The organism is Pseudomonas hunanensis (assembly GCF_013393325.1).
Lineage (GTDB): Bacteria > Pseudomonadota > Gammaproteobacteria > Pseudomonadales > Pseudomonadaceae > Aquipseudomonas > Aquipseudomonas putida_P.
The window spans coordinates 214620-235951 of record NZ_QJRC01000071.1 but is presented as its reverse complement, the minus strand read 5'-3'; the positions used below and the strand labels follow the sequence as shown (position 1 = coordinate 235951).

General features: G+C 63.1%; 18 protein-coding genes. 6 read left to right on the top strand and 12 right to left on the bottom strand.

Annotated elements, in window-relative coordinates; translation table 11 throughout:
* The first annotated feature begins 126 nt into the window (after window positions 1-126).
* Complete coding sequence (locus DM807_RS05390; protein WP_012270059.1) at window positions 127-567, top strand: acyl-CoA thioesterase; 441 nt, start codon at window positions 127-129, stop codon at window positions 565-567.
* 55 nt (window positions 568-622) lie between these two features.
* Here the strand turns inward: DM807_RS05390 and DM807_RS05385 are convergent, their stop codons facing one another.
* The 3 genes from DM807_RS05385 to fdhD all read right to left on the bottom strand — a co-directional run bounded on the left by DM807_RS05385 (window position 623) and on the right by fdhD (window position 4435).
* Window positions 623-1102, bottom strand: a complete 480-nt coding sequence (locus DM807_RS05385; protein ID WP_012270060.1) for a glycine zipper domain-containing protein — start codon at window positions 1100-1102, stop codon at window positions 623-625.
* Window positions 1103-1298: 196 nt separating this feature from the next.
* Window positions 1299-3644 (bottom strand): FdhF/YdeP family oxidoreductase, encoded by a 2346-nt coding sequence (locus DM807_RS05380; protein WP_179027135.1) that lies wholly within the window; start codon window positions 3642-3644, stop codon window positions 1299-1301.
* Window positions 3645-3649: 5 nt separating this feature from the next.
* Window positions 3650-4435, bottom strand: coding sequence for a formate dehydrogenase accessory sulfurtransferase FdhD (gene fdhD, locus DM807_RS05375; protein WP_244965008.1), 786 nt, complete (start codon window positions 4433-4435; stop codon window positions 3650-3652).
* Window positions 4436-4655: 220 nt separating this feature from the next.
* Between fdhD and lysM the strand changes: the two genes are divergently transcribed.
* Complete coding sequence (gene lysM, locus DM807_RS05370) at window positions 4656-5096, top strand: peptidoglycan-binding protein LysM (protein ID WP_179027134.1); 441 nt, start codon at window positions 4656-4658, stop codon at window positions 5094-5096.
* A 50-nt stretch (window positions 5097-5146) separates the two neighbouring features.
* Here lysM and yrfG read toward each other — a convergent pair whose 3' ends face one another.
* Window positions 5147-5809, bottom strand: a complete 663-nt coding sequence (yrfG, locus tag DM807_RS05365; protein ID WP_179027133.1) for a GMP/IMP nucleotidase — start codon at window positions 5807-5809, stop codon at window positions 5147-5149.
* A 64-nt stretch (window positions 5810-5873) separates the two neighbouring features.
* On the opposite strand from yrfG, the gene nudE reads away from it, so the two are divergent.
* Together nudE and cysQ are read left to right on the top strand one after the other, a co-directional pair.
* On the top strand, window positions 5874-6440 hold the full coding sequence (nudE, locus tag DM807_RS05360) for an ADP compounds hydrolase NudE (protein ID WP_012270065.1): 567 nt from the start codon (window positions 5874-5876) through the stop codon (window positions 6438-6440).
* A complete protein-coding gene (gene cysQ / locus DM807_RS05355; RefSeq protein ID WP_012270066.1) occupies window positions 6437-7255 on the top strand; it encodes a 3'(2'),5'-bisphosphate nucleotidase CysQ in 819 nt (272 codons plus the stop codon). The genes nudE and cysQ overlap by 4 nt, the downstream gene beginning before the upstream one ends.
* Before the next feature lie 47 nt (window positions 7256-7302).
* Here the strand turns inward: cysQ and DM807_RS05350 are convergent, their stop codons facing one another.
* The 4 genes from DM807_RS05350 to rfbC are packed head-to-tail and all read right to left on the bottom strand — an operon-like array spanning window position 7303 to window position 11563.
* The gene (locus tag DM807_RS05350; protein WP_060493555.1) at window positions 7303-7758 is read right to left on the bottom strand and encodes a thioesterase domain-containing protein; all 456 of its coding nucleotides are present in this window, start codon (window positions 7756-7758) and stop codon (window positions 7303-7305) included.
* Window positions 7758-9164, bottom strand: a complete 1407-nt coding sequence (locus DM807_RS05345) for a sigma-54-dependent transcriptional regulator (RefSeq protein WP_060493554.1) — start codon at window positions 9162-9164, stop codon at window positions 7758-7760. Before DM807_RS05345 ends, DM807_RS05350 begins: the two co-directional genes overlap by 1 nt.
* Window positions 9161-10975, bottom strand: coding sequence for a sensor histidine kinase (locus DM807_RS05340; protein WP_012270069.1), 1815 nt, complete (start codon window positions 10973-10975; stop codon window positions 9161-9163). Before DM807_RS05340 ends, DM807_RS05345 begins: the two co-directional genes overlap by 4 nt.
* Before the next feature lie 42 nt (window positions 10976-11017).
* A complete protein-coding gene (rfbC, locus tag DM807_RS05335) occupies window positions 11018-11563 on the bottom strand; it encodes a dTDP-4-dehydrorhamnose 3,5-epimerase (RefSeq protein WP_012270070.1) in 546 nt (181 codons plus the stop codon).
* 278 nt (window positions 11564-11841) lie between these two features.
* On the opposite strand from rfbC, the gene aguA reads away from it, so the two are divergent.
* Window positions 11842-12948, top strand: coding sequence for an agmatine deiminase (gene aguA / locus DM807_RS05330; RefSeq protein ID WP_012270071.1), 1107 nt, complete (start codon window positions 11842-11844; stop codon window positions 12946-12948).
* A gap of 452 nt (window positions 12949-13400) precedes the next feature.
* On the opposite strand, the gene DM807_RS05325 is transcribed toward aguA, so the two are convergent.
* A complete protein-coding gene (locus tag DM807_RS05325; RefSeq protein WP_179027132.1) occupies window positions 13401-15497 on the bottom strand; it encodes a TonB-dependent receptor in 2097 nt (698 codons plus the stop codon).
* A 504-nt stretch (window positions 15498-16001) separates the two neighbouring features.
* Between DM807_RS05325 and DM807_RS05320 the strand changes: the two genes are divergently transcribed.
* Window positions 16002-17321 carry an OprD family porin gene (locus DM807_RS05320; RefSeq protein WP_012270074.1) on the top strand — a complete coding sequence of 440 codons (1320 nt, stop codon included), beginning with the start codon at window positions 16002-16004 and terminating at the stop codon, window positions 17319-17321.
* Window positions 17322-17351: 30 nt separating this feature from the next.
* Here the strand turns inward: DM807_RS05320 and DM807_RS05315 are convergent, their stop codons facing one another.
* The 3 genes from DM807_RS05315 to DM807_RS05305 form a co-directional block, all read right to left on the bottom strand.
* Window positions 17352-19019 carry an FMN-binding glutamate synthase family protein gene (locus DM807_RS05315; RefSeq protein WP_012270075.1) on the bottom strand — a complete coding sequence of 556 codons (1668 nt, stop codon included), beginning with the start codon at window positions 19017-19019 and terminating at the stop codon, window positions 17352-17354.
* Between the two features lie 113 nt (window positions 19020-19132).
* Window positions 19133-20500: an ATP-binding protein gene (locus tag DM807_RS05310; protein WP_012270076.1), complete on the bottom strand. Its 1368-nt coding sequence runs from the start codon at window positions 20498-20500 to the stop codon at window positions 19133-19135.
* A 1-nt stretch (window position 20501) separates the two neighbouring features.
* Window positions 20502-21224 (bottom strand): response regulator, encoded by a 723-nt coding sequence (locus tag DM807_RS05305; protein WP_179027131.1) that lies wholly within the window; start codon window positions 21222-21224, stop codon window positions 20502-20504.
* Between the last annotated feature and the right edge of the window lie 108 nt (window positions 21225-21332).

Sequence of the window (21332 nt, the reverse complement as noted above, 5' to 3'; positions counted from 1 at the left end):
CCCCCAGGGGCGGCTTTTTTGTTCCTGCAAATCAGCAAGGCCGCTCCCACAGGGGAGCGCAGGCAGCGCAAACCTGGATTTTCTGATTCACTGTCAGCATCAATTGCGAAGACAAGAGCCAGACAGATGACCGAATCCCCTCAGCGCACTGCCTTCTCCCACTTCCACACCGTCCTCACCCGCCCTTCGGACAACGACATCAACGGCCATATCGCCGGGGCTACCGTGCATGGCTTTTTCGAAACCGCCATCCAGGCATTTTTCGTCGAACAGGCCGAACTGGACCTGCGTGACGGCGAACTGGCGGCCTTCGTGGTCAGTTCGGCGGCGGACTTCTACGCACTACCGGGCTTCCCGGACGTGCTGGAGGTGGGGTTGGGAGTGACGCGCCTGGCGGGCAGCACGGTGGAGTACCGCTTGGCGCTTTACCGTCCAGGCGAATCAGAGGCGTGTGCGGCGGGCACGGTGGTGCAGGTGTTCATCGAGCGTGCCAGTGGCCGGCCTGTGGCACTGCCAGAGGCGCTTCAGGCGATCCTGTCCGGCCTTGTACTGGAACCACAGGCATAAAAAAGCCCCGCCACAAGGGGCGGGGCTTTTGCTGCCGGGGCGAGGCCCTCAGGCATCAGTCGCGCCAGTGGCGCTTGTGCTTGCGGTGGCCGTAATGGTGGCCACGGTCGTAGTGGCGACGGTCGTCGTAGCCGCGACGGTAGCGGCGATCGTCATGACGCTCGTCTTCGTCGGCCTTGTTGCCCATGTAGTTACCCAGTGCGCCACCGGCACCACCGCCGGCTGCCGCGCCAATGTAGCTACCGGTGGTGCCGCCCACCGAGCGACCTACCACGTTACCGCCTGCCGCGCCCAGTGCGCCGCCGATAGCGGCCTCACCGCGCTGGCGCTTGTCCGCGCCCAGGGCACCGCCTGCCGCGCCGCCCAGGCCGGCACCAATGGCGCCGCCGGTGCTACCGCCGATGGAGTTGCCCACCACTGAGCCCAGTACCCCACCCAATGCGCCGCCAATGCCGGCCTCGGTGGTGCCGCCTGCCATGGCAACGCCGCTGAGCAAGCTGAAAGACAACAACAGAATCGAGGAGTACTTCTTCATCAAGAGAGCCTCATAGGGATGACGAGGCGAATTTGAGGCTAAGCGGCCTGGCTGGCAACGGAAATCCGACGAGTAACACGAGTTGTACACAATTCTCTAAGTTACTGTATTTGCTGTGAAACTTTATCGATTTTCGGCTGTCTGAGACCTTTATGACAAAGCCCTGAACCCCAACGGAACAGGGCTTTTTTCGTTTTTACAGGATGCGCCCGTCGTCCCGCGCGCGCTCCAGTTTGATCGCGATGAACTTCGATGTCGGTGTGTGGCTGCCATCGCCAATGCTCTCCAGCGGCACCAGCGGGTTCACCTCGGGGTAATACGCCGCCGCCTGCCCGGCCGGGATGTCGAAAGGCAGCAAGGTAAAGCCTTGCACCCGGCGCACATGCTCATCTCCCCACAGCGAAACGATGTCGACTTTCTGCCCTGGCTGGAAGCCCAGGCGGATGATGTCGGCTTCGTTGGCGAACAGCACCTCACGTTGGCCGCGCACGCCCCGGTAGCGGTCGTCCAGGCCGTAGATGGTGGTGTTGTACTGATCGTGCGAGCGCATGGACTGCATGATCAGGTCCGGCAGTTGGCCACTGGCGCGCACGCGCTCATCGAGTAGCGAATCCGGCAGCAGGTTGGCCTTGAAGTTGGCGCGACCGGTGCTGGTCTTCCATTCGCGACTGGCGGCGCTGTTGCCCAGGTAGAAGCCACCTGGGTGTTGCAGGCGCTGGTTGAAACCGCTGAAGCCGGCGATGGTATCGCCGATCAGGTCGCGGATTCGGTCGTAGTCAGCCACCAGCCAGTGCCAGTCCACCGGTTGCTTGCCCAGGGTGGCGGCGGCGATGCCGGCAACGACTGCCGGTTCCGAGCGCATTTGCGTCGACAGCGGCTTCAGCTGGCCGTTGGAGGCATGCACCATGCTGAACGAGTCCTCCACTGTCACCGCTTGTGGCCCGTCGGCCTGCAGGTCGATGTCGGTACGGCCCAGGCACGGCAGGATCAGCGCCTGCTTGCCGTGGACCAGATGGCTGCGGTTGAGCTTGGTGCTGATGTGCACGGTCAGCTCGCAGTTGCGCAATGCCTGGGCGGTGCGCTCGGTGTCTGGCGTGGCTTGGGCGAAGTTGCCACCCAGGCCGATGAATACTTTGGCGCGGCCGTCGAGCATGGCGTGGATGGCTTCGACGGTGTTGTGGCCATTGTGCCGGGGCACGGGGAAGCCAAAGCGCTTTTCGAGGGCGTCAAGCAGGGCCACCGGCGGGCGCTCGTTGATGCCCATGGTACGGTCACCCTGCACGTTGCTGTGGCCGCGCACCGGGCACAGGCCGGCGCCTGGCGCGCCGATGTTGCCGCGCAGCATCTGCAGGTTGACGATTTCCTGGATGGTCGGCACCGAATGGCGGTGCTGGGTGATGCCCATTGCCCAACACATGATCACCCGCTTGCCACGGCAGTACATGCGCGCGGCCAGCTCGATGTCGGCCAGGGTCAGGCCGGACTGCGCCTGGATGTGTTCCCACGGCGTGGCATCCACCACAGCCAGGTACTCGTCGACGCCATGGCCATGCTCGGCAATGAAGGCATGGTCGAACACGGCCGGCTCGCCTTTGGCCTGGGCTTCGCGTTCCCATTGCAGGACGACCTTGGCCATGCCGCGCAGCATCGCCATGTCGCCGCCCAGCGCCGGGCGGAAGAACGCGGTGTTGGTTGGCCGGTCACTGTTGGTCAGCATCTCCAGCGGGTTCTGCGGGTGCTGGAAGCGCTCCAGGCCACGTTCCTTGAGCGGGTTTACGCACACCACCTGGGCGCCACGTTTCACCGCATCACGCAGCGGGTCGAGCATGCGAGGGTGGTTGGTACCGGGGTTCTGGCCCCAGACAAAGATCGCATCGGCATGCTCGAAGTCGTCGAAGGTGACGGTGCCCTTGCCAACCCCGACGCTTTGCCCCAGGGCCACGCCGCTGGCCTCGTGGCACATGTTCGAGCAGTCGGGGAAGTTGTTGGTGCCGTAAGCGCGCACGAACAGTTGGTACAGGTACGCCGCTTCGTTGCTGGCGCGCCCCGAGGTATAGAATTCGGCCTGGTCCGGGTTGGCCAGCTTGTTCAGCTCGCGGGCGATCAGGGCGAATGCGGCCTCCCAGCGGATAGGCAGGTAGCGGTCGCTGGGTGCGTCGTAGACCATCGGCTCGGTCAGGCGCCCCTGGTATTCCAGCCAGTAATCGCTCTGCTGCAGCAACGAGGTGACACTGTATCGGGCGAAGAAGGCCGCATCGACACGGCGCTTGGTCGCCTCCCAGTTCACCGCCTTGGCGCCGTTCTCGCAGAACTTGACCATGCCGTTTTCCGGCGAGTCGCCCCAGGCGCAGCCGGGGCAGTCGAAACCGCCGTTCTGGTTGGTTTTGAGCAGGGCGCGAATGTTCTTCAGTGCGTTATCGCTGCCGACCCAGGCCTTGGCCACGCTGCGCAGTGCGCCCCAGCCACCGGCGGGGCCGTGGTAGGGCTTGTAGCGAGGGGTAGAGGCTGGGGCGTTGTCCGGAAGGTGCTGGTACGAGGTCACGGCTGTTACGACTCCGCCGCTGGGCTGTAGACCCGCGGTGCGCTGTGCTTGGGCAAATGGATGAGGTTGAGGTTGTGCTTGCGTGCCCATTGCAGGGCAAGGCCAGTGGGCGCCGACAGGCTGACCAGGGTCTGGATACCGGCGCGCAGCACCTTCTGGATCAGCTCCAGGCTGCAGCGGCTGGTGACGATGGCCAGGCCGCCCTGGCTGTCGATGCCTTGGCGCAGCAAGGCGCCGATCAGCTTGTCGAGGGCGTTGTGCCGACCAATGTCTTCACGGCCGAGCAGCAATTCGCCATGGCGGTCCATGAACAGTGCCGCATGTACGGCGCCGCAGTGCTGGCCCAGAGGCTGGAAGGCATCGATGCGCTCGCGCAGGCCGGCCAGCCACTGGGCCGGCGGCAGGGGGGCACCCGGCAGCACGGCCAGTTCCGGCAGCGCCTGCTCCAGGGCTTCGACCCCACACAGGCCACAACCACTGGTGCCGGCCAGCTGGCGGCGCTGGTTCTTCAGGTTCCAGAATGCCCGGCTGGAAATTTCCAGGTCGGCATACATCGCCGAGCCGCTGCCCGAGAGCTTGAGGTCGTAGATTTCTGCGGTGCCTTCGACAATCCCGCTGCCGACGCTGAAGCCCACGGCGAAATCTTCCAAATCGGTGGGGCTGACCAGCATCACCGCCTGGTTGAGGCCGTTATAGACGATGGCCAGGGCCACTTCCTCGGCCAGTGGGGTGCTGTCGCGTTTGGCGTCGCTGAGCTGGACGTAATCGTATCTGTTGCTGGCGGCGGGCATGGACAAGGGCGATGAGGCCGCGCAGACCGGAGGCTTGCTGTTCATCGGGGCGCTGAATACCGGCGGCTTTCTGATTGCACAAGCCTAGGCTTGCGTGCCAGTGGCGTCTAATCGCTAGGCTCTATGCCTTGATAGACCGCGTCGATTGGCCGCATGGGGCGAGAGTGGCAAAGCTGGCCTAGACTCCTGTGTCCGAGGTTTCGTCAACAAGGAGAGCGCAATGAGCCTGTTCAGTTTCGTGAAGGAAGCCGGCGAGAAGTTGATCGACCTGCTGACCCCTGGCAACGCCAATGCCGAAGAGCAGCTTAAGAAACACGTGGAAAGTGTCGGCCTGGGCAACCCGAACATCACCGCCACTGTAGAGGGAGACAAGATCATCCTCAAGGGAGAAGTGGCCAGCCAGGAAGAGAAGGAGAAGATCATTCTCGCAGCCGGCAACATCAATGGTGTGGCCAGTGTCGATGACCAGATCACCGTGACCGGGCCGGTGGTGAAGGCGGCCAGGTTTGTTACGGTGAAGAAGGGCGACACGCTGTCGGCCATCTCTGTGGTGGTTTATGGCAATGCCAACCAGTACAACAAAATCTTTGAGGCCAACAAGCCGATGCTCACGCACCCGGACAAGATTTATCCGGGGCAGGTGCTGCGTATTCCTGACTGATCTCTAAAGCCTGTAGCGGCCTCTTCGCGGGCGCGCCCGCGAATGGGGCCTCACAGGCCTACCAATAACTCCCGATAATCCTCGACCGCTGCAAATTCCTCGGTATCACGCGGCTGCGCCTTGCTATCGGGCTGCCGCACCGCCAGCAGGTGCCCCACACCAAAGCGCCGCGCACTGCGCAGAATCGCCAGCGTGTCATCGATGAACAGGCTGCGCCCCGGTTCGAAGCCGATATCCGCCTGCAAGGCATCCCAGAACTGCGGGCTTTCCTTCGGGTAGCCATAGTCGTGGGAGCTGATCAGCCGCTCGAAGTACGGCGCCAGTTCTACACGCTCCAGCTTCAGCGACAGTGAATCATGGTGGGCATTGGTGATCATCACCACGCGCTTGCCCGCCTGGCGAATCGCAGCCAGGAAGGTATCGGCATCCGGGCGCAGGGCAATTAGGTCGGCAATTTCCCGCTTCAGCTCGCGAATGGGCAGGCGCAGCTCGCGGCTCCAGAAATCCAGGCAATACCAGTTCAAGGTGCCGGCATTGCGTTCGAACAGCGGTTGCAGCTCCATTTCCGCCATGGCGCGGCTTACCCCGTGCAGCTCGGCATAGCGCTGGGGCAGGTGGTCCAGCCAGAAGCGGTTGTCGTAATGCAGGTCGAGCAGGGTGCCGTCCATGTCCAGCAGGACGGTATCGATGGCGGACCAGGGAAGAACAGGCATGGGAAACTCTCGATCAGTCGGCAAGCCACGGTATAGTAACCCGTTCACGCCAAGGAGCCGCCCCATGCGCCAGAAACCCACCGTACTCAGCCGCGAAATCGTCGCCAGTAGCCGCCTGTTTCGCGTCGAAGCCGTGCAATTGCGCTTCAGCAATGGCAACGAGCGCACCTACGAGCGCCTGGTCGGCCGGGGGAATGGCTACGGTGCGGTGATGATCGTGGCCATGCTCGACGCCGAGCATGCCGTGCTGGTGGAAGAATACTGCGGCGGCACCGATGAATATGAGTTGTCGTTGCCCAAGGGCTTGATCGAGCCTGGCGAAGACGTGCTGGCGGCCGCCGACCGGGAGCTCAAGGAAGAAGCCGGTTTTGGCGCACGCCAGCTGGAGCACCTGACCGAGCTGTCGTTGTCGCCGGGCTACATGAGCCAGAAGATCCAGGTGGTGCTGGCCAGCGAGCTGTATGAAGAGCGCCTGGAAGGCGACGAGCCGGAGCCGATGCGGGTCGACAAGGTCAACCTGCGTGAGCTTTCGGCCTTGGCCATGCACCCGCAGTTCACCGAGGGGCGCGCCCTGGCGGCGCTTTACCTGGCCCGTGACCTGTTGATTCAGCGGGGTTTGCTGGAGCTATGAACGACCTGCAACTGATGCACGAAGTGGTCAAGCTGGCACTGACGGCAGGCGAGGCGATCCTGCCGTTCTGGCGCGCCGATGTGGCGGTGACCAACAAGGCCGACGATTCGCCGGTTACCGTTGCCGACCTGGCGGCGCACCGGGTGATTGCCGATGGCCTGTTGGCGCTGGCGCCGCACATACCGGTGCTGTCCGAAGAGGATTGCAATATTCCCCTGGCCGAGCGTCAGGGCTGGGGCCGCTGGTGGCTGGTCGACCCGCTGGATGGCACCAAGGAATTCATCGCCGGCAGCGAAGAGTTCACGGTCAACATCGCCCTGATCGAAAACGGCCAGGTGGTGTTCGGCGTGGTGTCGATGCCGACCAACGGGCGCTGCTATTTCGGTGGTCGCGGCCTGGGTGCCTGGCGGGCCGACGCGGGTGAGGCTGCCAAGGCGATTCAGGTGCGTAACGCGCCTCCTGCAGGTGAGTGTTTCACCGTGGTTGCCAGCCGCCGGCACTCCAGCCCGGAGCAGGAAGCGCTGCTGGCCGGGCTGGGTGCTGCGGTGGGGGAGCTGGAACTGGCCAACGTTGGCAGCTCGTTGAAGTTCTGCCTGTTGGCTGAGGGTAGCGCCGATTGCTATCCGCGCCTGGCGCCGACTTCGCAGTGGGACACTGCGGCGGCGCAGGGTGTGGTGGAAGGGGCCGGGGGCGAGGTCATCGGGCTGGATGGGTTGCCGTTCCGGTATCCACCGCGCGAGTCGTTGCTTAACCCGTATTTCCTGGCGTTGCCGGCAAATGCTGCCTGGCGCCAGGCGTTCCTTAACCTGATCTGACGGGGTTTTGCTGTGGGAGCCTTTGGATTTTGCGCAAGGCTGTTGGGCTAGCGGTGCAGAACGTACTGGCCGCTGAAGGTAACGGCAGGCTCGTCACTACCGGCATTGCTTACCGTGGTCTCCAGCGTCAACCGCGCCCGCCCGCGCCGTTGGTACATGTTCAGGAATCGCTCCCAGGTCTTCTCGTCCGGCGCTGCACAACGCGCCACCGCCGTGCCGGTAACTGGCAGTGGATAACTGATCTGCCCCTCCTGAATGACGATATGCCCGTCATCGATCCCCAGCGCTCGCAGGCGCAGGTGCAACCAGCCCCACCCCACCAGCACCGCTGCGCAGTACAGGCTGCCGCCGAACATGGTGCTTTTGTGATTGACGTTGGCCGCCAGCGGCAGCTGCAGGCGCAGGGTGTGCTGCTGCCAATCGATCACTTCCAGGCCCATTTCGCGGGTCAGGGGGATGTCGCTGTGCAGTACGGACTGCAGATACTGGCTATCGGTGCTCATTAACGGTTGTCCTCTTGTTCGTCATGCCCGCCACTGCCTCCGTCGAAGTTCAAGCCATGCTTGCGCAGTTTGTCGTGCAGGGTTTTGCGGGGGATGCCCAGCGCCTCGGCCAAGCTGCGCATGGAGCTGTGTGGCTGGGCCAGTTCGGCAGCGATCAGCGAGCGTTCGAACTGCTCCACCTGCTCGCTGAGGTTGCCGCTCAGCAATGGTGCTGCGGGTGCTGCTGCCGGAGGTGCCTGGCCATCCAGGGCCAGTTCCAGGCCAAGGGCGAAGCGCTCGGCGGCGTTCTGCAGTTCGCGCACATTACCCGGCCAGTCGTGACGCAGCAGCAGGGCTCGTTGTGCTGGCTGCAGCGCGTGCGGTGACAGGCCATGCCGCTGGCTGGCGGCATCGGCGAAATGCTGGAACAACACCAGAATGTCATCGCCGCGTTCGCGCAGCGGCGGAATACGCAGCGGTGCGACGTTAAGGCGGTAATACAAGTCGGCGCGGAAGCGCCCCTGGTCTGCGGCCTGACGCAGGTCTTCCTTGGTGGCAGCGATGATGCGGATATCCAGCGGGATAAGCTGGTTGCCGCCCAGGCGTTCGACCACCCGCTCTTGCAGCATGCGCAGCAGTTTCACCTGAACATCCAGGCTCATGCTCTCGATTTCATCGAGAAACAGCGTGCCGCCGTTGGCAAATTCGAACTTGCCGATGCGCCGCTTCTGCGCGCCGGTGAACGCGCCGGGCTCATGGCCGAACAGCTCGCTTTCGACCACCGACTCGGCCAGTGCCCCCGCGTTGATCGCCACGAACGGGCCGTCGCGGCGGCTGGAAAGGTCGTGCAGGGCACGGGCCACCACCTCTTTGCCTGCGCCGGTTTCGCCCAAAATCAGCACATCGGCACGGGTGCCGGCCAAGGCGCCGATTTGCTCGCGCAGGCGCTGCATGGCCGGTGAATGGCCCACCAGGCGGGTGGCCAGCTGCTGACGGTCGCTTAGCGCCAGGCGCAGGCTGCGGTTGTCCAGCACCAGGCGGCGCAGGGCCAGGGCGCGGCGCACGCTGTCGAGCAGGGCGTCCGTGGCAAACGGCTTTTCCAGGAAGTCATAAGCCCCGGCGCGCATTGCCTGCACTGCCAGCGGCACATCGCCATGGCCGGTAATCAGCAGCACCGGTAGCTCGCTGTCGCGGCTGTGCAGTTGTTCCAGCAACTGCAAGCCATCGATACCGGGCATGCGGATGTCGCTGACCACCACGCCCGGCCAGTCGGCCTCGATTCGCTCGGCCAGGCCTTGGGCATCGGCCAAGGCGACTACCTTGAGCCCTGCCAGGTCCAGGGTCTGGCTCAAGGCCTGGCGCAGGTGGGGGTCATCGTCGACCAGGATGACCTGGGCTCGGCTGTCGATCAGTGTCTCGGTGGTCATGCCGAGGGGTCCTCCGAATTGGGCAAAGTAGCGCCAGGCGCGGCCACACGCAGCTGCAGGGTCAGCAGTGCGCCACCTTCCGGGTGGTTGGCCAGCAGCAGTTCACCGCCCAGGGCGCGCATCAGGCTTTCGCAGATGGCCAGGCCAAGGCCCAAGCCCTGGGTACGGGTCTTGGTGGTGAAGAACGGCTCCTTGGCGTGCTCCAGGGCCTGGCGGCTGAAACCGGGGCCGTTGTCGCGGATGTACAGGTAGACGCAGCCATCACGTTGCTCGGCACTTAGCCACAAACGGCGCGGGTTGGCCTTTTCGGTCAGGGCATCGAGGGCATTGGCCAGCAGGTTGCCCAGCACCTGGCGCAGTCGGGTTTCACCGGCCTGTACCCACAAAGTGGCTTCAGGCAGGTCGCGGATCAGCTCTACGGCCATTGCCCGGCGGCGTTTGGCCAGCAGCGCCAGGGCATCGTCCAGGGCCGGCTGCAGGGCCACGCTTTCCGGGGCGTGGCGGTCGCGGCGGGCGAAGGCGCGCAGGTGGGCGATGATCGAGGCCATGCGCCCGGTCAGCTCGCCGATCAGCTTGAGGTTGCCGCGTGCGTCTTCGGTGCGTTGGTGGTCGAGTAGGATCTCGGCGTTTTCCGCGTAGCTGCGAATGGCCGCCAGCGGCTGGTTCAGCTCATGGCTGATGCTGGCCGACATGGTGCCCAGTACCGACAGCTTGCCGGCCTGCACCAGTTCGTCCTGGGCGCGCACGGCTTCCTGCTGAGCGTTCTCGCGTTCCAGCACGGCGCTTTTCAGGCGGGTGTTCAGGCCTTCGAGGTCGGCGGTACGTTCGGCTACACGTTTTTCCAGCTCTTGGCGGCCACGGGCCTCGAAGTCGATGCGGTCGATGTAATGGCGCCGCCGCTGCATCACCAGCCCGGCCAGCAGCATTACCACCAGCAAGGTGCCGGCGCCGATTGCCATCACCGTCTGTACCGAGCGGTCGACCAGTGTGCGTGGGGCAAGGATGCTCACTTGCCAGCCGGTTTCCTTGATGTCGCGGGTTTGGGAGATCCAGGCGTCCGGGCTGAGTACCAGCGGTTGCGGGGCCTGGGTCGGGTAGGGCTGGATGGCGATGATGGCCTGGCGCTCGGCCTCGCTCAGCACACGGGTGGCACGGAAGCGCCAGTCGGGCCGCGAGGTGAGGATGACCACGCCATTGTGATCGGTCAGCAACAACTGCTCAGGGGTACGACCCCACAGGGTTTCGGTGTGATCCAGGTCGACCTTGACCACCAGCACGCCCACGGTCCGCTCACGGTCCCGTACTGCTGCGGCGAAAAAGTAGCCGCGTTTGGCCGACGTGGTGCCCTGGCCGAAGAAACGGCCCAGATGCCCGGCCATGGCCTCGTTGAAGTAGGGACGGAAGGCGAAATTGCGGCCGACGAAGCTGTCGTGCTTGTCCCAATTGGAGGCGGCCAGGGTGTTGCCGCTGACGTCCATCAGGTACATCACCTCGGCACCGGTCTGCTGGACAATGTCTTTGAGCAGGCGGTTGGCGTTGGTCACCGCTTCCAGGCGGAACGGGTCGGCCAACACGCCACGCAATGCCGGCAGGTCGCCGAGGATTTGCGGGAGGGTCTCGTAGCGGTGCAGGGTGCCGAGCAGGTTGGCGACATACAGGTCGAGGGTCTGGCGGTTCTGCGAGGCCAGCTCTTGCTGGTAGTAGCGTTCGGCCAGATGGTGCAGTGGCCACAGTAACGGTGCCAGGCACAGGGCCAGCAAGGCCAGGCTGCGCCAGCGGGGACGGCGTGGGGGCGTGGGTTTTGCGATCATCACGTATAGGCGCCAGAAAAGTCTGGCGCAATTATGCGCTAGTTAAGGGAGCAGTTCCGCCTCTGCCAGTGGCAGGCCGACCTTGTCCTTGTCCGACAGTACCGGTGGCTGCCGTAGCCCCCAGTCGATGCCCAGTTGTGGGTCGTCCCAGCGGATGCAGCGGTCGGCGCCGGGGTTGTAGTAGTCGGTGGTCTTGTAGAGGAATTCGGCCGATTCGCTCATCACCGCAAAACCGTGGGCAAAACCGGGTGGAATCCACAGTTGGCGGTGGTTGTCGGCCGACAGGTGCACGGCAACCCATTGGCCAAAGGTTGGCGAGCTTTTGCGCACATCCACGGCAATATCGCGGATCTCGCCATGCACCACGCGCACCAGTTTGCCCTGGGTGTTTGCCACCTGGTAGTGCAGCCCACGCAGCACGCCCTTGATGGAGCGCGAGTGGTTGTCCTGGACGAATTCCACGTTCACGCCGGTTTGCCGTGCGAACTCACGGGCGTTGAATGCCTCGAAGAAAAAACCACGGCTGTCACCGAACACTTTCGGTTCGATGATCAGTACTTCAGGGATTGCGGTAGGGATGATGTTCATAGCGGCTCGCTGGCCCGTTGCTCACGTATTGACCCTAGTCGTACTTGTCGGAATTTTCCGTGTGTAGCTGCAACAGGATGCATAAGGTGTGGCTATGGTAGACGGCAGGCTGCTCCTTTCACCAGGCTAAGGTTAGCTTGTGCCGATTGTTATCGATTTAAATGCGCCGAACGGCCCCGTAATTTCTACCGGATCGGCTTTAAATATCGATATATATCGGTTATAAATTGGCAAACGCCCCAGCGCACTCCGGCTCAGGGCCATCACAGAGGTCACCCATGAAAACCCTCAATTCCACACCCCGTGCCGATGGTTTCCACATGCCCGCCGAGTGGGCCCCGCAGACCCAGGTGTGGATGGTCTGGCCAGAGCGCCCGGACAACTGGCGCCTCGGCGGCAAGCCGGCGCAGGCCGCCCACGTAACCCTGGCCAAGGCCATTGCCCGCTTCGAGCCTGTCACCGTCGCGGCCTCCGCCGGCCAGTACGAAAATGCCCGTCGCCAGCTCGACCAGCCGAACATTCGTGTGGTCGAAATCAGCAACGACGACGCCTGGGTGCGTGACACCGGCCCAACCTTCGTCATCAACGACCATGGCGAAGTGCGCGGTGTGGATTGGGGCTTCAATGCCTGGGGCGGCTTCGATGGCGGCCTGTACGCGCCGTGGAACCGCGACGAGGAACTGGCCGCCAAGGTGCTGGAAATGGAGCGCTGCCAGCGCTACCAGACCGAAGGCTTCGTGCTTGAAGGTGGCTCGATCCACGTGGACGGTGAAGGCACCGTGATCACCACCGAGGAATGCCTGCTCAATCGCAACCGCAACCCGCACATGAACCGCGAGCAGATCGAAGCGGTGCTGCGCGATCAGCTGGCGGTGGACACCGTGGTTTGGTTGCCGGATGGCTTGTTCAACGACGAAACCGACGGCCATGTGGACAACTTCTGCTGTTACGTGCGCCCGGGCGAAGTGTTACTGGCCTGGACCGATGATTCCAACGACCCCAACTATGCGCGCTGCCACGCGGCCATGGAGGTGTTGAAGAACACTCGCGACGCCAAGGGCCGTGAGTTCATCGTGCACAAGATGCCGATTCCGGGCCCACTGTTCGCCACCGCCGAAGAGTGCGCCGGTGTCGACCAGGTGGCCGGCAGCCAGGAGCGTGACCCGTCGGTGCGCCTGGCCGGTTCGTACGTGAACTTCCTGATCGTCAACGGTGGCATCATCGCGCCAAGCTTCGACGACCCTGCAGACGCCGAAGCTAGAGCGATCCTGGCGAAGATCTTCCCCGACCATGAGGTGGTGATGATCCCGGGCCGCGAGTTGCTCTTGGGTGGCGGCAATATCCACTGCCTGACCCAGCAGCAGCCGGCGCCGGTCAAGCGCTGAGCGTGAAGTGAATGAAGAGGCCCGTCGTGTGACGGGCCTTTTTTTTGGGGCGACGTCCGGGGCCTGGACTGGCATATGTTTTGTATTGTTTTTCAAATAGATAGCTTGGCCAGGCCGGGGTATCTGATCTGTAACAATACTTACGTAAATTAGCCGCTCACGGGCCAGGGAGTACGTGTGGACATGAACGTAGCAAGTGAGTCGGCTTTGCGCCCATCGGCAGTGAATCACCAATCGCTCAGGGTTGTGGCGAAGTGGTTGAAACACCATGGAAGCATCAGGGTCAGGACGACCGACCCACGACGTCTGCTTGCCGGGCGATACCCCCAGGGGCTGATCAGCGAAGCAGAAATGCAGGCGCTGATGGCGGTGTGGCACTGATCGAATCGGTTCTACCTGCACCGGCCTCTTCGCGGACATGCCCGCGAAGAGGCCGGTGCAGTCAACCAAGATCAGAAGCTGTAGCTACCCGTCACCACCAGGCTACGCGGGTCCCCTACCTGAATCTGCGCCGCACTGGTCGCTGAGCTGTAGTAGGTCTTGTCGGCAATGTTGCTCAGCGCCGCCCGTGCATCCCAGTCATGGGTGCGGTACCCCGCCAATGCATCCCAACGGCCATACCCCGGCAATACCGTGGTGTTCTGGTTGTCCGCATAACGTTCACCCACCAACGTCAGGCCGGTTTCAGCGTACCAGCCCAGCTCTGGCTTCCAGGTCACGAACAAGCTGCCGTTGCGCTTGGCCACGTCATTGATGCGGTTGCCTTCCTGGCCGTTGTTGTCCTTGACGATGATGGCGTCCTGCAGGCCGATGCCGCCGCGTACATACCAGTTGCCAACGATATTGCCGGTGGCGGTCAGCTCGATGCCGCGCGAACGCTGCAGGCCGCTGAGCAAAATGTTTTCCGGGATCAGCGGGTCGCGGGTGCGGCGGTTGTACAGCTCCAGCTCGTAAATGGCCAAGGTGGTGGTCAGGCGCTGGTCGAGCCAGTCGCTCTTCACGCCGATTTCCTTTTGACGGGTTTCTTCCGGCTTGGCGTCGTTGCCGTTGCCCGGCGCATCTGGAGTGATGCCGATCAGGCCGCCGCCCACCGGCGAAAAGGTCTTGCTCCACGAAGCGTAGAACGAATGGTCGCGCCACGGCGTGTAGACCACGCCCAGGCGCGGGCTGGTGCTGTTGCTGTCCTGTGGTTCGCGCACGCCATCCTTGTTGGTGGTTTGCACGTCGAATTGGTCGAAGCGTACCCCAGCAAGGATCTGCCACTGATCGTTCAGGCGGATCTGGTCCTGCAGGTAAAGGCCACGGCTATCGACCACGGTGTGGTTGTCACTCGACACCGTCATAGGGCCATTGTGCTGCTGGCTGCGGTCGGGGTTGTTCAGGTCCAGGCCTGGAACCGCCTGGCCACCCTTCGCAACAGGCAAGGCGGTGTACAGCAGAGGGTCACGTCGCTGGTTACCGAACTCCAGGCCTACAAGCAGCTTGTGTTCCAACCCCAGGGTGTCGAAGTCGCCCTCGGCCTCCAGGTTATTGAACAGGTTGCGGGTGTTGAGGTCCTGCTGCCAACGCTGGCGGGTCACGGTGTTGGTGCCGGCGTTGTAGCCGACGACATAGGTGTTGTCGAACTCACTGTCGAGCTTGAACAGGCCCAGGGTATGGCGCAGCTGCCAGGTTTCGTTCAGCTGGTAGTTCAGGCGTGAGCGCAGGGACTGGGCGTGATCATCGATATAGTCGCGCGGGTCACCGTAGGTGGTGCCGCGGCTCACGTCGGCCGGGCGGCCGTTGACCCCGGGGATACCCCGGTCGGGTGTGCGGTTGTAACGGCTGTATTCGTATTGCACCAGCCAGTTCAGGTCGGGGTTGATCTGCCAGCTGATCGACGGGGCGAACAGTTGGCGGCTGCCGTGAACACCATCGCGGAAGCTGTTGTTGTCCTGGTTGCCCATGTTCAGGCGCAGGCTGACGGTGTCGCTGGGGTCGGCGCTGAGGTCGGCATACAGGCTGCGCAGGTCTTCACTGCCGGCCTGCGCTTCGAGGGTCGAGCGTCGGCCCGGCTCCGGTGCCTTGCTGACCCGGTTGACGATACCGCCCTGGCTGCCACGGCCGTATAGCACCGCCGCAGGCCCCTTCAGCACCTCGACGCGTTCGATGTTGTGCAGGTCGCGGATGTACTGGCTGTCGTCACGAACGCCGTCCAGGTAAAAGTCGTTGCTGGCCTCGAAGCCGCGGATGCGCACGCTGTCGAAGCGGGTATCGGCGCCGCTGCTGACGTTGGGGATGCCCTCCAGCGCCTTGCCCAAGGTGTTGCTGCCGTAATCCAGCACGTTGACGGTCTTCACCGTGTCGATGGCCTGGGGGACATAGCGCACCGGCGTCGAGGTGCGGGTGGCGGTGCTTACCTCCTTGACCCGTGGGTTGTCCTTCTCGCGCTCGCTGTCGGCGGTAATCGACGACTCTGGCAGCGTGGTGGTGGCGGCAGTCGCCAGGTCGACGCTGAACAGCAGCGACAGGCCAAGCGTCAGGGGTGAAAGGCGGCAGGGTACAAGCATGGGCACATCCGGACCGGGCAGGTGAAAAGAAAGGCGCGAATGGTAATGCTTGCTATTTACTCTTGCTTGGGTATTTGTAAAGGCTTGTCTTTACATATGTGTCTGTTTGTAACATCCCTGATCGCAGCGACTTTGCCTGTTGGGGCAACCTTGTGCTGTGAAAACGGCTCCACGGGAAGTTGTCCGTGCGATCAAAAGGCTTTTTCCCACACAAGATAAAATGCCCGCTGATAGCGCAAACCTGTATGGAAATGCACCAGGCTCACCGGTGATTTTGGTTATATCAACCTGCATTTCACGATTTTTTGACATTTGTAATCGCACACGGCTAGGATTCGGCCAACGCCTGCTGGCCATGATCTTGGCCAAGCTGCTGCCAAGGGCCGCCGTGTATTACCGGTTGGCCCGCCCGGCTGGATCCGCATAGCGTCGAACCTACGAAGGGGCGTTGGTTCCTGGCGTCATATTGCAGAGCGTTTTTGATTAAGAAATAAGGAAAACAACATGTTGAAAACCAGGATCAGCCTGGTCGCCTTGGCGATGATCGCCGCGACCCAGGCACAGGCCAATGAACAGGCCGACAGCAAGGGCTTCATCGAGGACAGCCACGCCAACGTCCTCCTGCGCAACGCCTACATCAACCGTGACAAGAAGCACGGCACCGACGACCAGATCGAATGGGGCCAGGCGTTCATCGCCAACTTCTCCTCCGGCTTCACCCAAGGCACCGTCGGCGTCGGTGTCGACGCATTTGGCCTGTACGCGGTGCGCCTCGATGGCGGCAAAGGCCACAACGGTGGCGGCGGCGTCGACTTCTTCAAACCGCACGAAACCACCAACGCCGAAGGCAACGCCAGCTCGCCGCACAACCTGGCCCGTGGTGGTGCTGCAGTGAAATTCCGCATCTCCAACACCGTGTTGAAGTACGGTGACCAGATGCCAGCACTGCCTGTGCTGCAGTACGACGATGCACGTCTGCTGCCAGAAAGCTTCACCGGTACCCTGATCACTTCCAAAGAAATCCAGGGCCTGGAACTGAACGCCGGTCGTTTCACCCAGGAAGCGCGCAAGAGCGCAGAGGGGCGTGATAGCGGTGGCCTGAAGTCGATCAACGTCTTCGGTGGTAGCTACAAGTTCACCGACAACTTCACCGCTTCGCTGTACACCGCCGACAACGAAGACGTGATGAAGAAGCACTACCTGGGCTTGAACTACGTCTTCCCGATCGCCAGCGACCAGTCCCTGACCCTGGACTTCAACGGCTACAAGTCGGACATCGACCACAAGTACGTACAAGCCGCTGGCCTGAACGGCGACTCCAACACCATCTGGAGCCTGGCCGCCACCTACGCGTACGGTGCCCACTCGTTCACCCTCGCTCACCAGCGCAGCACCGGCAGCACTGGCTACAACTACGGCTTCTACCAGAACGCCGGTGGCGTGGGTGACGGTGGTTCGACCATCTACCTGGCCAACTCGTACTGGTCCGACTTCAATGCCGAAGACGAGCGCTCCTGGCAGCTGGGCTACGGCCTGGACTTCGGTGCCTACGGCATTCCGGGCCTGACCTACAAGCTGGCCTACGTGGTGGGTGACAACATCAACACCCGCAACGTTGCCAACCCGCAGGGCTTTGGCGAAGGTAAAGAGCGCGAGATCTTCAACCAGATCCGTTACGTGGTGCAGGACGGCCCGGCCAAGGACCTGTCCATCAAGCTGCGTAGCTCGTTCGTGCGTACCAACAACGCCGTGCAGCAGAACGGTTACAACGACGACGGCAACGAAGTCCGCGTATTCGTCGAGTACCCGATCAGCATCTTCTGATGCTGATGTGATGTACCCAACAGCCCTGGCCTATGCCGGGGCTGTTTCTTTTCGGCGCAAGGTTACTGCCGGAGCCGGTGTTGCATCTGCGGTTTCCGGTGCAAAACTGTCGCTACGCGCCATCCGCCACATCCGTGCATAAAACTCGCTTTCGATCGAGCCGCTGAGCAATTCGCCCGGCTTGAGGAAGGTGTGCAAGTCTGAAAACAACCCGATCTCGCTGGGGCTGATACGCCGTGCCAGGTGCTTGGGCTTGAGCTCCGAAGGGTGCTCCAGGCCCGCGGCAGCCAGCATCTCGGCCAGGGTGTGCAGGGTGTTGCGGTGGAAGCTGGCCACCCGCTCGGCCTTGTCCGGCACTACCAGGGCGCGCTGGCGCAGTGGGTCTTGCGTGGCCACGCCGGTCGGGCACTTGTTGGTATGGCAGCTTTGCGACTGAATGCAGCCAATGGCGAACATGAAGCCGCGTGCCGAGTTGACCCAGTCAGCGCCGATGGCCAACACGCTGGCAATGTCGAAGGCGCTGACGATCTTGCCTGCTGCGCCGATGCGAATGCTCGAGCGCAGGTTCAGGCCAACCAGGGTGTTGTGCACGAACATCAGGCCTTCGCGCATCGGCACGCCCATGTTGTCGCTGAATTCGCGTGGTGCCGCGCCGGTACCGCCTTCCTTGCCATCGACGACGATGAAGTCCGGGGTGATGCCGGTGGCGAGCATGGCCTTGGCAATGCCCATGAACTCCCACGGGTGGCCCAGGCAGAACTTGAAGCCTACAGGTTTGCCGCCTGACAGCTTGCGCAGGCTGGCCACGAACTGCAGCAACTCGACTGGTGTGCGGAAGGCGCTGTGCGCTGCCGGCGAGATGCAGTCCTCGCCTGCGCGCACGCCGCGGGTCTGGGCAATTTCAGGGCTGACCTTGTGCCCCGGCAAAATGCCGCCGTGGCCTGGTTTGGCGCCTTGGCTGAGCTTGATTTCGATCATCTTCACTTGTGGCGACTTGGCCTGTTCGGCAAAGCGCTGTGGGTCGAAGCGACCGTCCTCGGTGCGGCAGCCGAAGTAGCCGCTGCCGATTTCCCAGATCAGGTCGCCGCCGTGTTCACGGTGATACGGGCTGATGCTGCCTTCGCCGGTGTCATGGGCAAACCGGCCCATGCGTGCGCCGCGGTTGAGCGCGGCGATGGCGTTGGCACTGAGGGCACCGAAGCTCATGGCCGAAATGTTGAAGATCGAGGCCGAATAGGGCAGGCGGCATTGCGGCCCACCGATGGCAATGCGAAACGATGCCGGGTCTGGCGTAGCCACTGGCAGCATCGAATGGCTGATGAATTCGAAACCGGGCTTGTAGGCATCGTTCAGTGTGCCGAAGGCTTTCTCGGCACTTTCGTTCTTGGCCCGTGCGTAGACCAGCGAGCGCTGCGACCGGGAAAACGGCAGCTTGTCGTCGTCACCCTCGATCAGGTACTGGCGGATTTCCGGGCGGATAGTTTCGATCAGGTAGCGGATGTTGCCGAGGATCGGGTAGTTGCGGCGTACCGCGTGGTGACTTTGTCGCAGGTCGTTCAGGCCGACCAGGCTAAGCAATGCGGTGATCAGCGTTACTGGCCACAGCCAGGCATGTTGGGCGAGCAGCGGTAGGCTGGCGAAGCTGAAGACAAGGCAGAGCGCGAGGCAGGCGTAGCGGCTGGGCAGAGAGTGTTTCATGGGTCCATCGCAGGCAGGATGACCGGGCATAGGATAGGCAAAGGCGGGGCAGGGAAAACCTGGGGAATTGGTAAAAGACTATTACCTGATTGCGTATGCCAGAGCGCTCGCCGTCAGATGGGGAGCAGTATGCTGACCCGCAATCCACCGCCCTCACGGTTCGACAGCATCAGCTCACCGCCATGGCTGGTTGCAATCCGCTGGGCAATGCTCAACCCCAGCCCATACCCTCCCGAGGCCTGGTTACGCGAGCCTTCGCCGCGCACGAACGGGTCGGTAATGGTCGTCAGCAGCGCGGGCGCGATCCCCGGCCCACGGTCGTCGATATGGATGAATACCCCTGTGCTCGCTCGCTCCAGCGTGACCGAAATGTCTTGGGCATAGCGCAACGCATTCACCAACAAATTTTGCAGGCAACGCTGCAACAGCAGGGCATCCACCCGCAAGCTGCCTGCCTGGCCGTGTACTGGCAGTGGTTCCTCGGCGCAGGCCAGGTCCGCACACTGGCGCGCCACCAGCCGGTCCAGGTCCACCTGCTGCAAATTCTGCTGTTCCCCCGCACGCAGGTAATCGAGGACCTGGCCGATCATGTCGTCCATCTGTGTGATGTTCTGCCGCAGGCGTTGGCGGTGTTCGTCGTCGGGCAGGCGCTCCAGGCGCAGGCGCATTCGGGTCAGTGGTGTGCGCAGGTCGTGTGATACGGCAGCCAGGAAGTAGGCTTTGTCGTTGACCATGGCTATCAGCCGCTGCTGCATGGCGTTGAACGCTTGCGCCGCCTGACGCACTTCCTCCGGGCCATCCAGCGCCAAGGGCGGTTGCTCGAGGTTAGCGCCCAGGCCGCGTGCGGCATCGGCCAGGCGACGCAGCGGGCGCAGGCACAGGCGCACGGCAATCAGGCACACCAGCAATACCGCGACAATCCGCAGGGCGTATACCCGCAACAGGTAGTCGCTGATCAGCACCCAAGCCGACTCGCCGCTCCAACCCTGCAGTTCCTGGCCGTCGACGGTCAGCCAGTGACCATCGGCCAACGGCACCGCGAACTGGATATGCGCCTGGGCCGTGCGCAGGCCGAACAAGCTGCGCCAGACGATCGGCTGGCCCAGTTCATCGGTCAGTTGCACCTTCATCAGGCGCACGTCCTGGGCATGCCCCAGCTCGTACTTGAGGGCCTGCTGCAGCAACAGCTCGATGCGCCTGCGCCCGCGGCGCTCGTCATGCTCCGGCGTGGGCAGGCTTTCGGCGCAGCGTAGCTGGTAATGGGCTGGTGGCTGCAGCATGCCGCCGTGGCAGTCGGCCTGGGCAATCAGTGGAGCGCTGCGCGCAGCGACCAGCCGCACAGGCGCCTCGAGCACCTGGGCGAAACGCACATCGAACCAGATGCTGCTCGACATCAACTGAATCACCAGCGTGCCGCTGACCATGATCAGCAGCAACTGACCAAACAAGGTGCGTGGCCACAGCCGGCGAAGCCAGCGCATGTCAGGTATCGGCCTCGTGGCTGGCGATGCTCAGCAGGTAGCCTTCGTTGCGGATGGTAAGGATTTGCGCGGCCCCCGCCGGTGCACGGCGCAGTTGCTGACGCAGGCGGCTGACGCACATGTCCACTGAGCGGTCGTCGGGCAGGTGGTCGCGGCCGAACGCACTGCGCGTCAGCTGGTCGCGGGAGACCACGCGGTTGTTGGCTTCCAGCAGTTCACGCAGTACGCGGTAGTCGGAGCGCGGCAGGGTCAGGGTCTCGCCATCGGGCCGAGTCAGCAGGCGCTTTACGTGTTCCAGGCGAAACCCGGCGAACAGCTGCGCATCCACCACGGCGGGCTCTTCGGCCTGTACGTCCAGGCGTTGCGGGCGACGCAGCACGGCCTTGATCCGGGCGATCAGCTCGCGTGGCTCGAAGGGCTTGGCCAGGTAGTCGTCGGCACCCACCTCCAGGCCGATGATGCGGTCCAGCGTGCTGCCTTTGGCCGACAGCATGATCACCGCCAGCCCAGGTGTGGCCTGCAGCTGACGGCACAGGCTCAGACCGTCCTCGCCAGGCAGCATCAAGTCGAGCACCACCAGCTCCACTTTTTGCCGGGCCAGCTGCTCGCGCATCTGTTCACCGTCGGCCGCAGCTAACACGGTGTAGCCGGCATCTTTCAGGTAATCGCAAAGAAGTTCGCGGATCTCGTCGTCATCATCGACAACCAGCAGGGTCGTGCTCATGCGGAAAAACACCTGTTCGGTGAGGGCCGGTGGCGCTCATTACGTTCAATTACATCCCCGTACATGTCGGGTCTGGAGCCCGGAGGGCCGATCCCTAGAATCCTAACA

Excerpts from the sequence above, each read along its gene's own strand:
- DM807_RS05390 (WP_012270059.1), top strand. The coding sequence starts at position 127 with ATGACCGAATCCCCTCAGCGCACTGCCTTCTCCCACTTCCACACCGTC.
- DM807_RS05385 (WP_012270060.1), bottom strand. The coding sequence starts at position 1,102 with ATGAAGAAGTACTCCTCGATTCTGTTGTTGTCTTTCAGCTTGCTCAGC.
- fdhD (WP_244965008.1), bottom strand. The coding sequence starts at position 4,435 with ATGCCCGCCGCCAGCAACAGATACGATTACGTCCAGCTCAGCGACGCC.
- lysM (WP_179027134.1), top strand. The coding sequence starts at position 4,656 with ATGAGCCTGTTCAGTTTCGTGAAGGAAGCCGGCGAGAAGTTGATCGAC.
- yrfG (WP_179027133.1), bottom strand. The coding sequence starts at position 5,809 with ATGCCTGTTCTTCCCTGGTCCGCCATCGATACCGTCCTGCTGGACATG.
- nudE (WP_012270065.1), top strand. The coding sequence starts at position 5,874 with ATGCGCCAGAAACCCACCGTACTCAGCCGCGAAATCGTCGCCAGTAGC.
- cysQ (WP_012270066.1), top strand. The coding sequence starts at position 6,437 with ATGAACGACCTGCAACTGATGCACGAAGTGGTCAAGCTGGCACTGACG.
- DM807_RS05350 (WP_060493555.1), bottom strand. The coding sequence starts at position 7,758 with ATGAGCACCGATAGCCAGTATCTGCAGTCCGTACTGCACAGCGACATC.
- DM807_RS05345 (WP_060493554.1), bottom strand. The coding sequence starts at position 9,164 with ATGACCACCGAGACACTGATCGACAGCCGAGCCCAGGTCATCCTGGTC.
- DM807_RS05340 (WP_012270069.1), bottom strand. The coding sequence starts at position 10,975 with ATGATCGCAAAACCCACGCCCCCACGCCGTCCCCGCTGGCGCAGCCTG.
- rfbC (WP_012270070.1), bottom strand. The coding sequence starts at position 11,563 with ATGAACATCATCCCTACCGCAATCCCTGAAGTACTGATCATCGAACCG.
- aguA (WP_012270071.1), top strand. The coding sequence starts at position 11,842 with ATGAAAACCCTCAATTCCACACCCCGTGCCGATGGTTTCCACATGCCC.
- DM807_RS05325 (WP_179027132.1), bottom strand. The coding sequence starts at position 15,497 with ATGCTTGTACCCTGCCGCCTTTCACCCCTGACGCTTGGCCTGTCGCTG.
- DM807_RS05320 (WP_012270074.1), top strand. The coding sequence starts at position 16,002 with ATGTTGAAAACCAGGATCAGCCTGGTCGCCTTGGCGATGATCGCCGCG.
- DM807_RS05315 (WP_012270075.1), bottom strand. The coding sequence starts at position 19,019 with ATGAAACACTCTCTGCCCAGCCGCTACGCCTGCCTCGCGCTCTGCCTT.
- DM807_RS05310 (WP_012270076.1), bottom strand. The coding sequence starts at position 20,500 with ATGCGCTGGCTTCGCCGGCTGTGGCCACGCACCTTGTTTGGTCAGTTG.
- DM807_RS05305 (WP_179027131.1), bottom strand. The coding sequence starts at position 21,224 with ATGAGCACGACCCTGCTGGTTGTCGATGATGACGACGAGATCCGCGAA.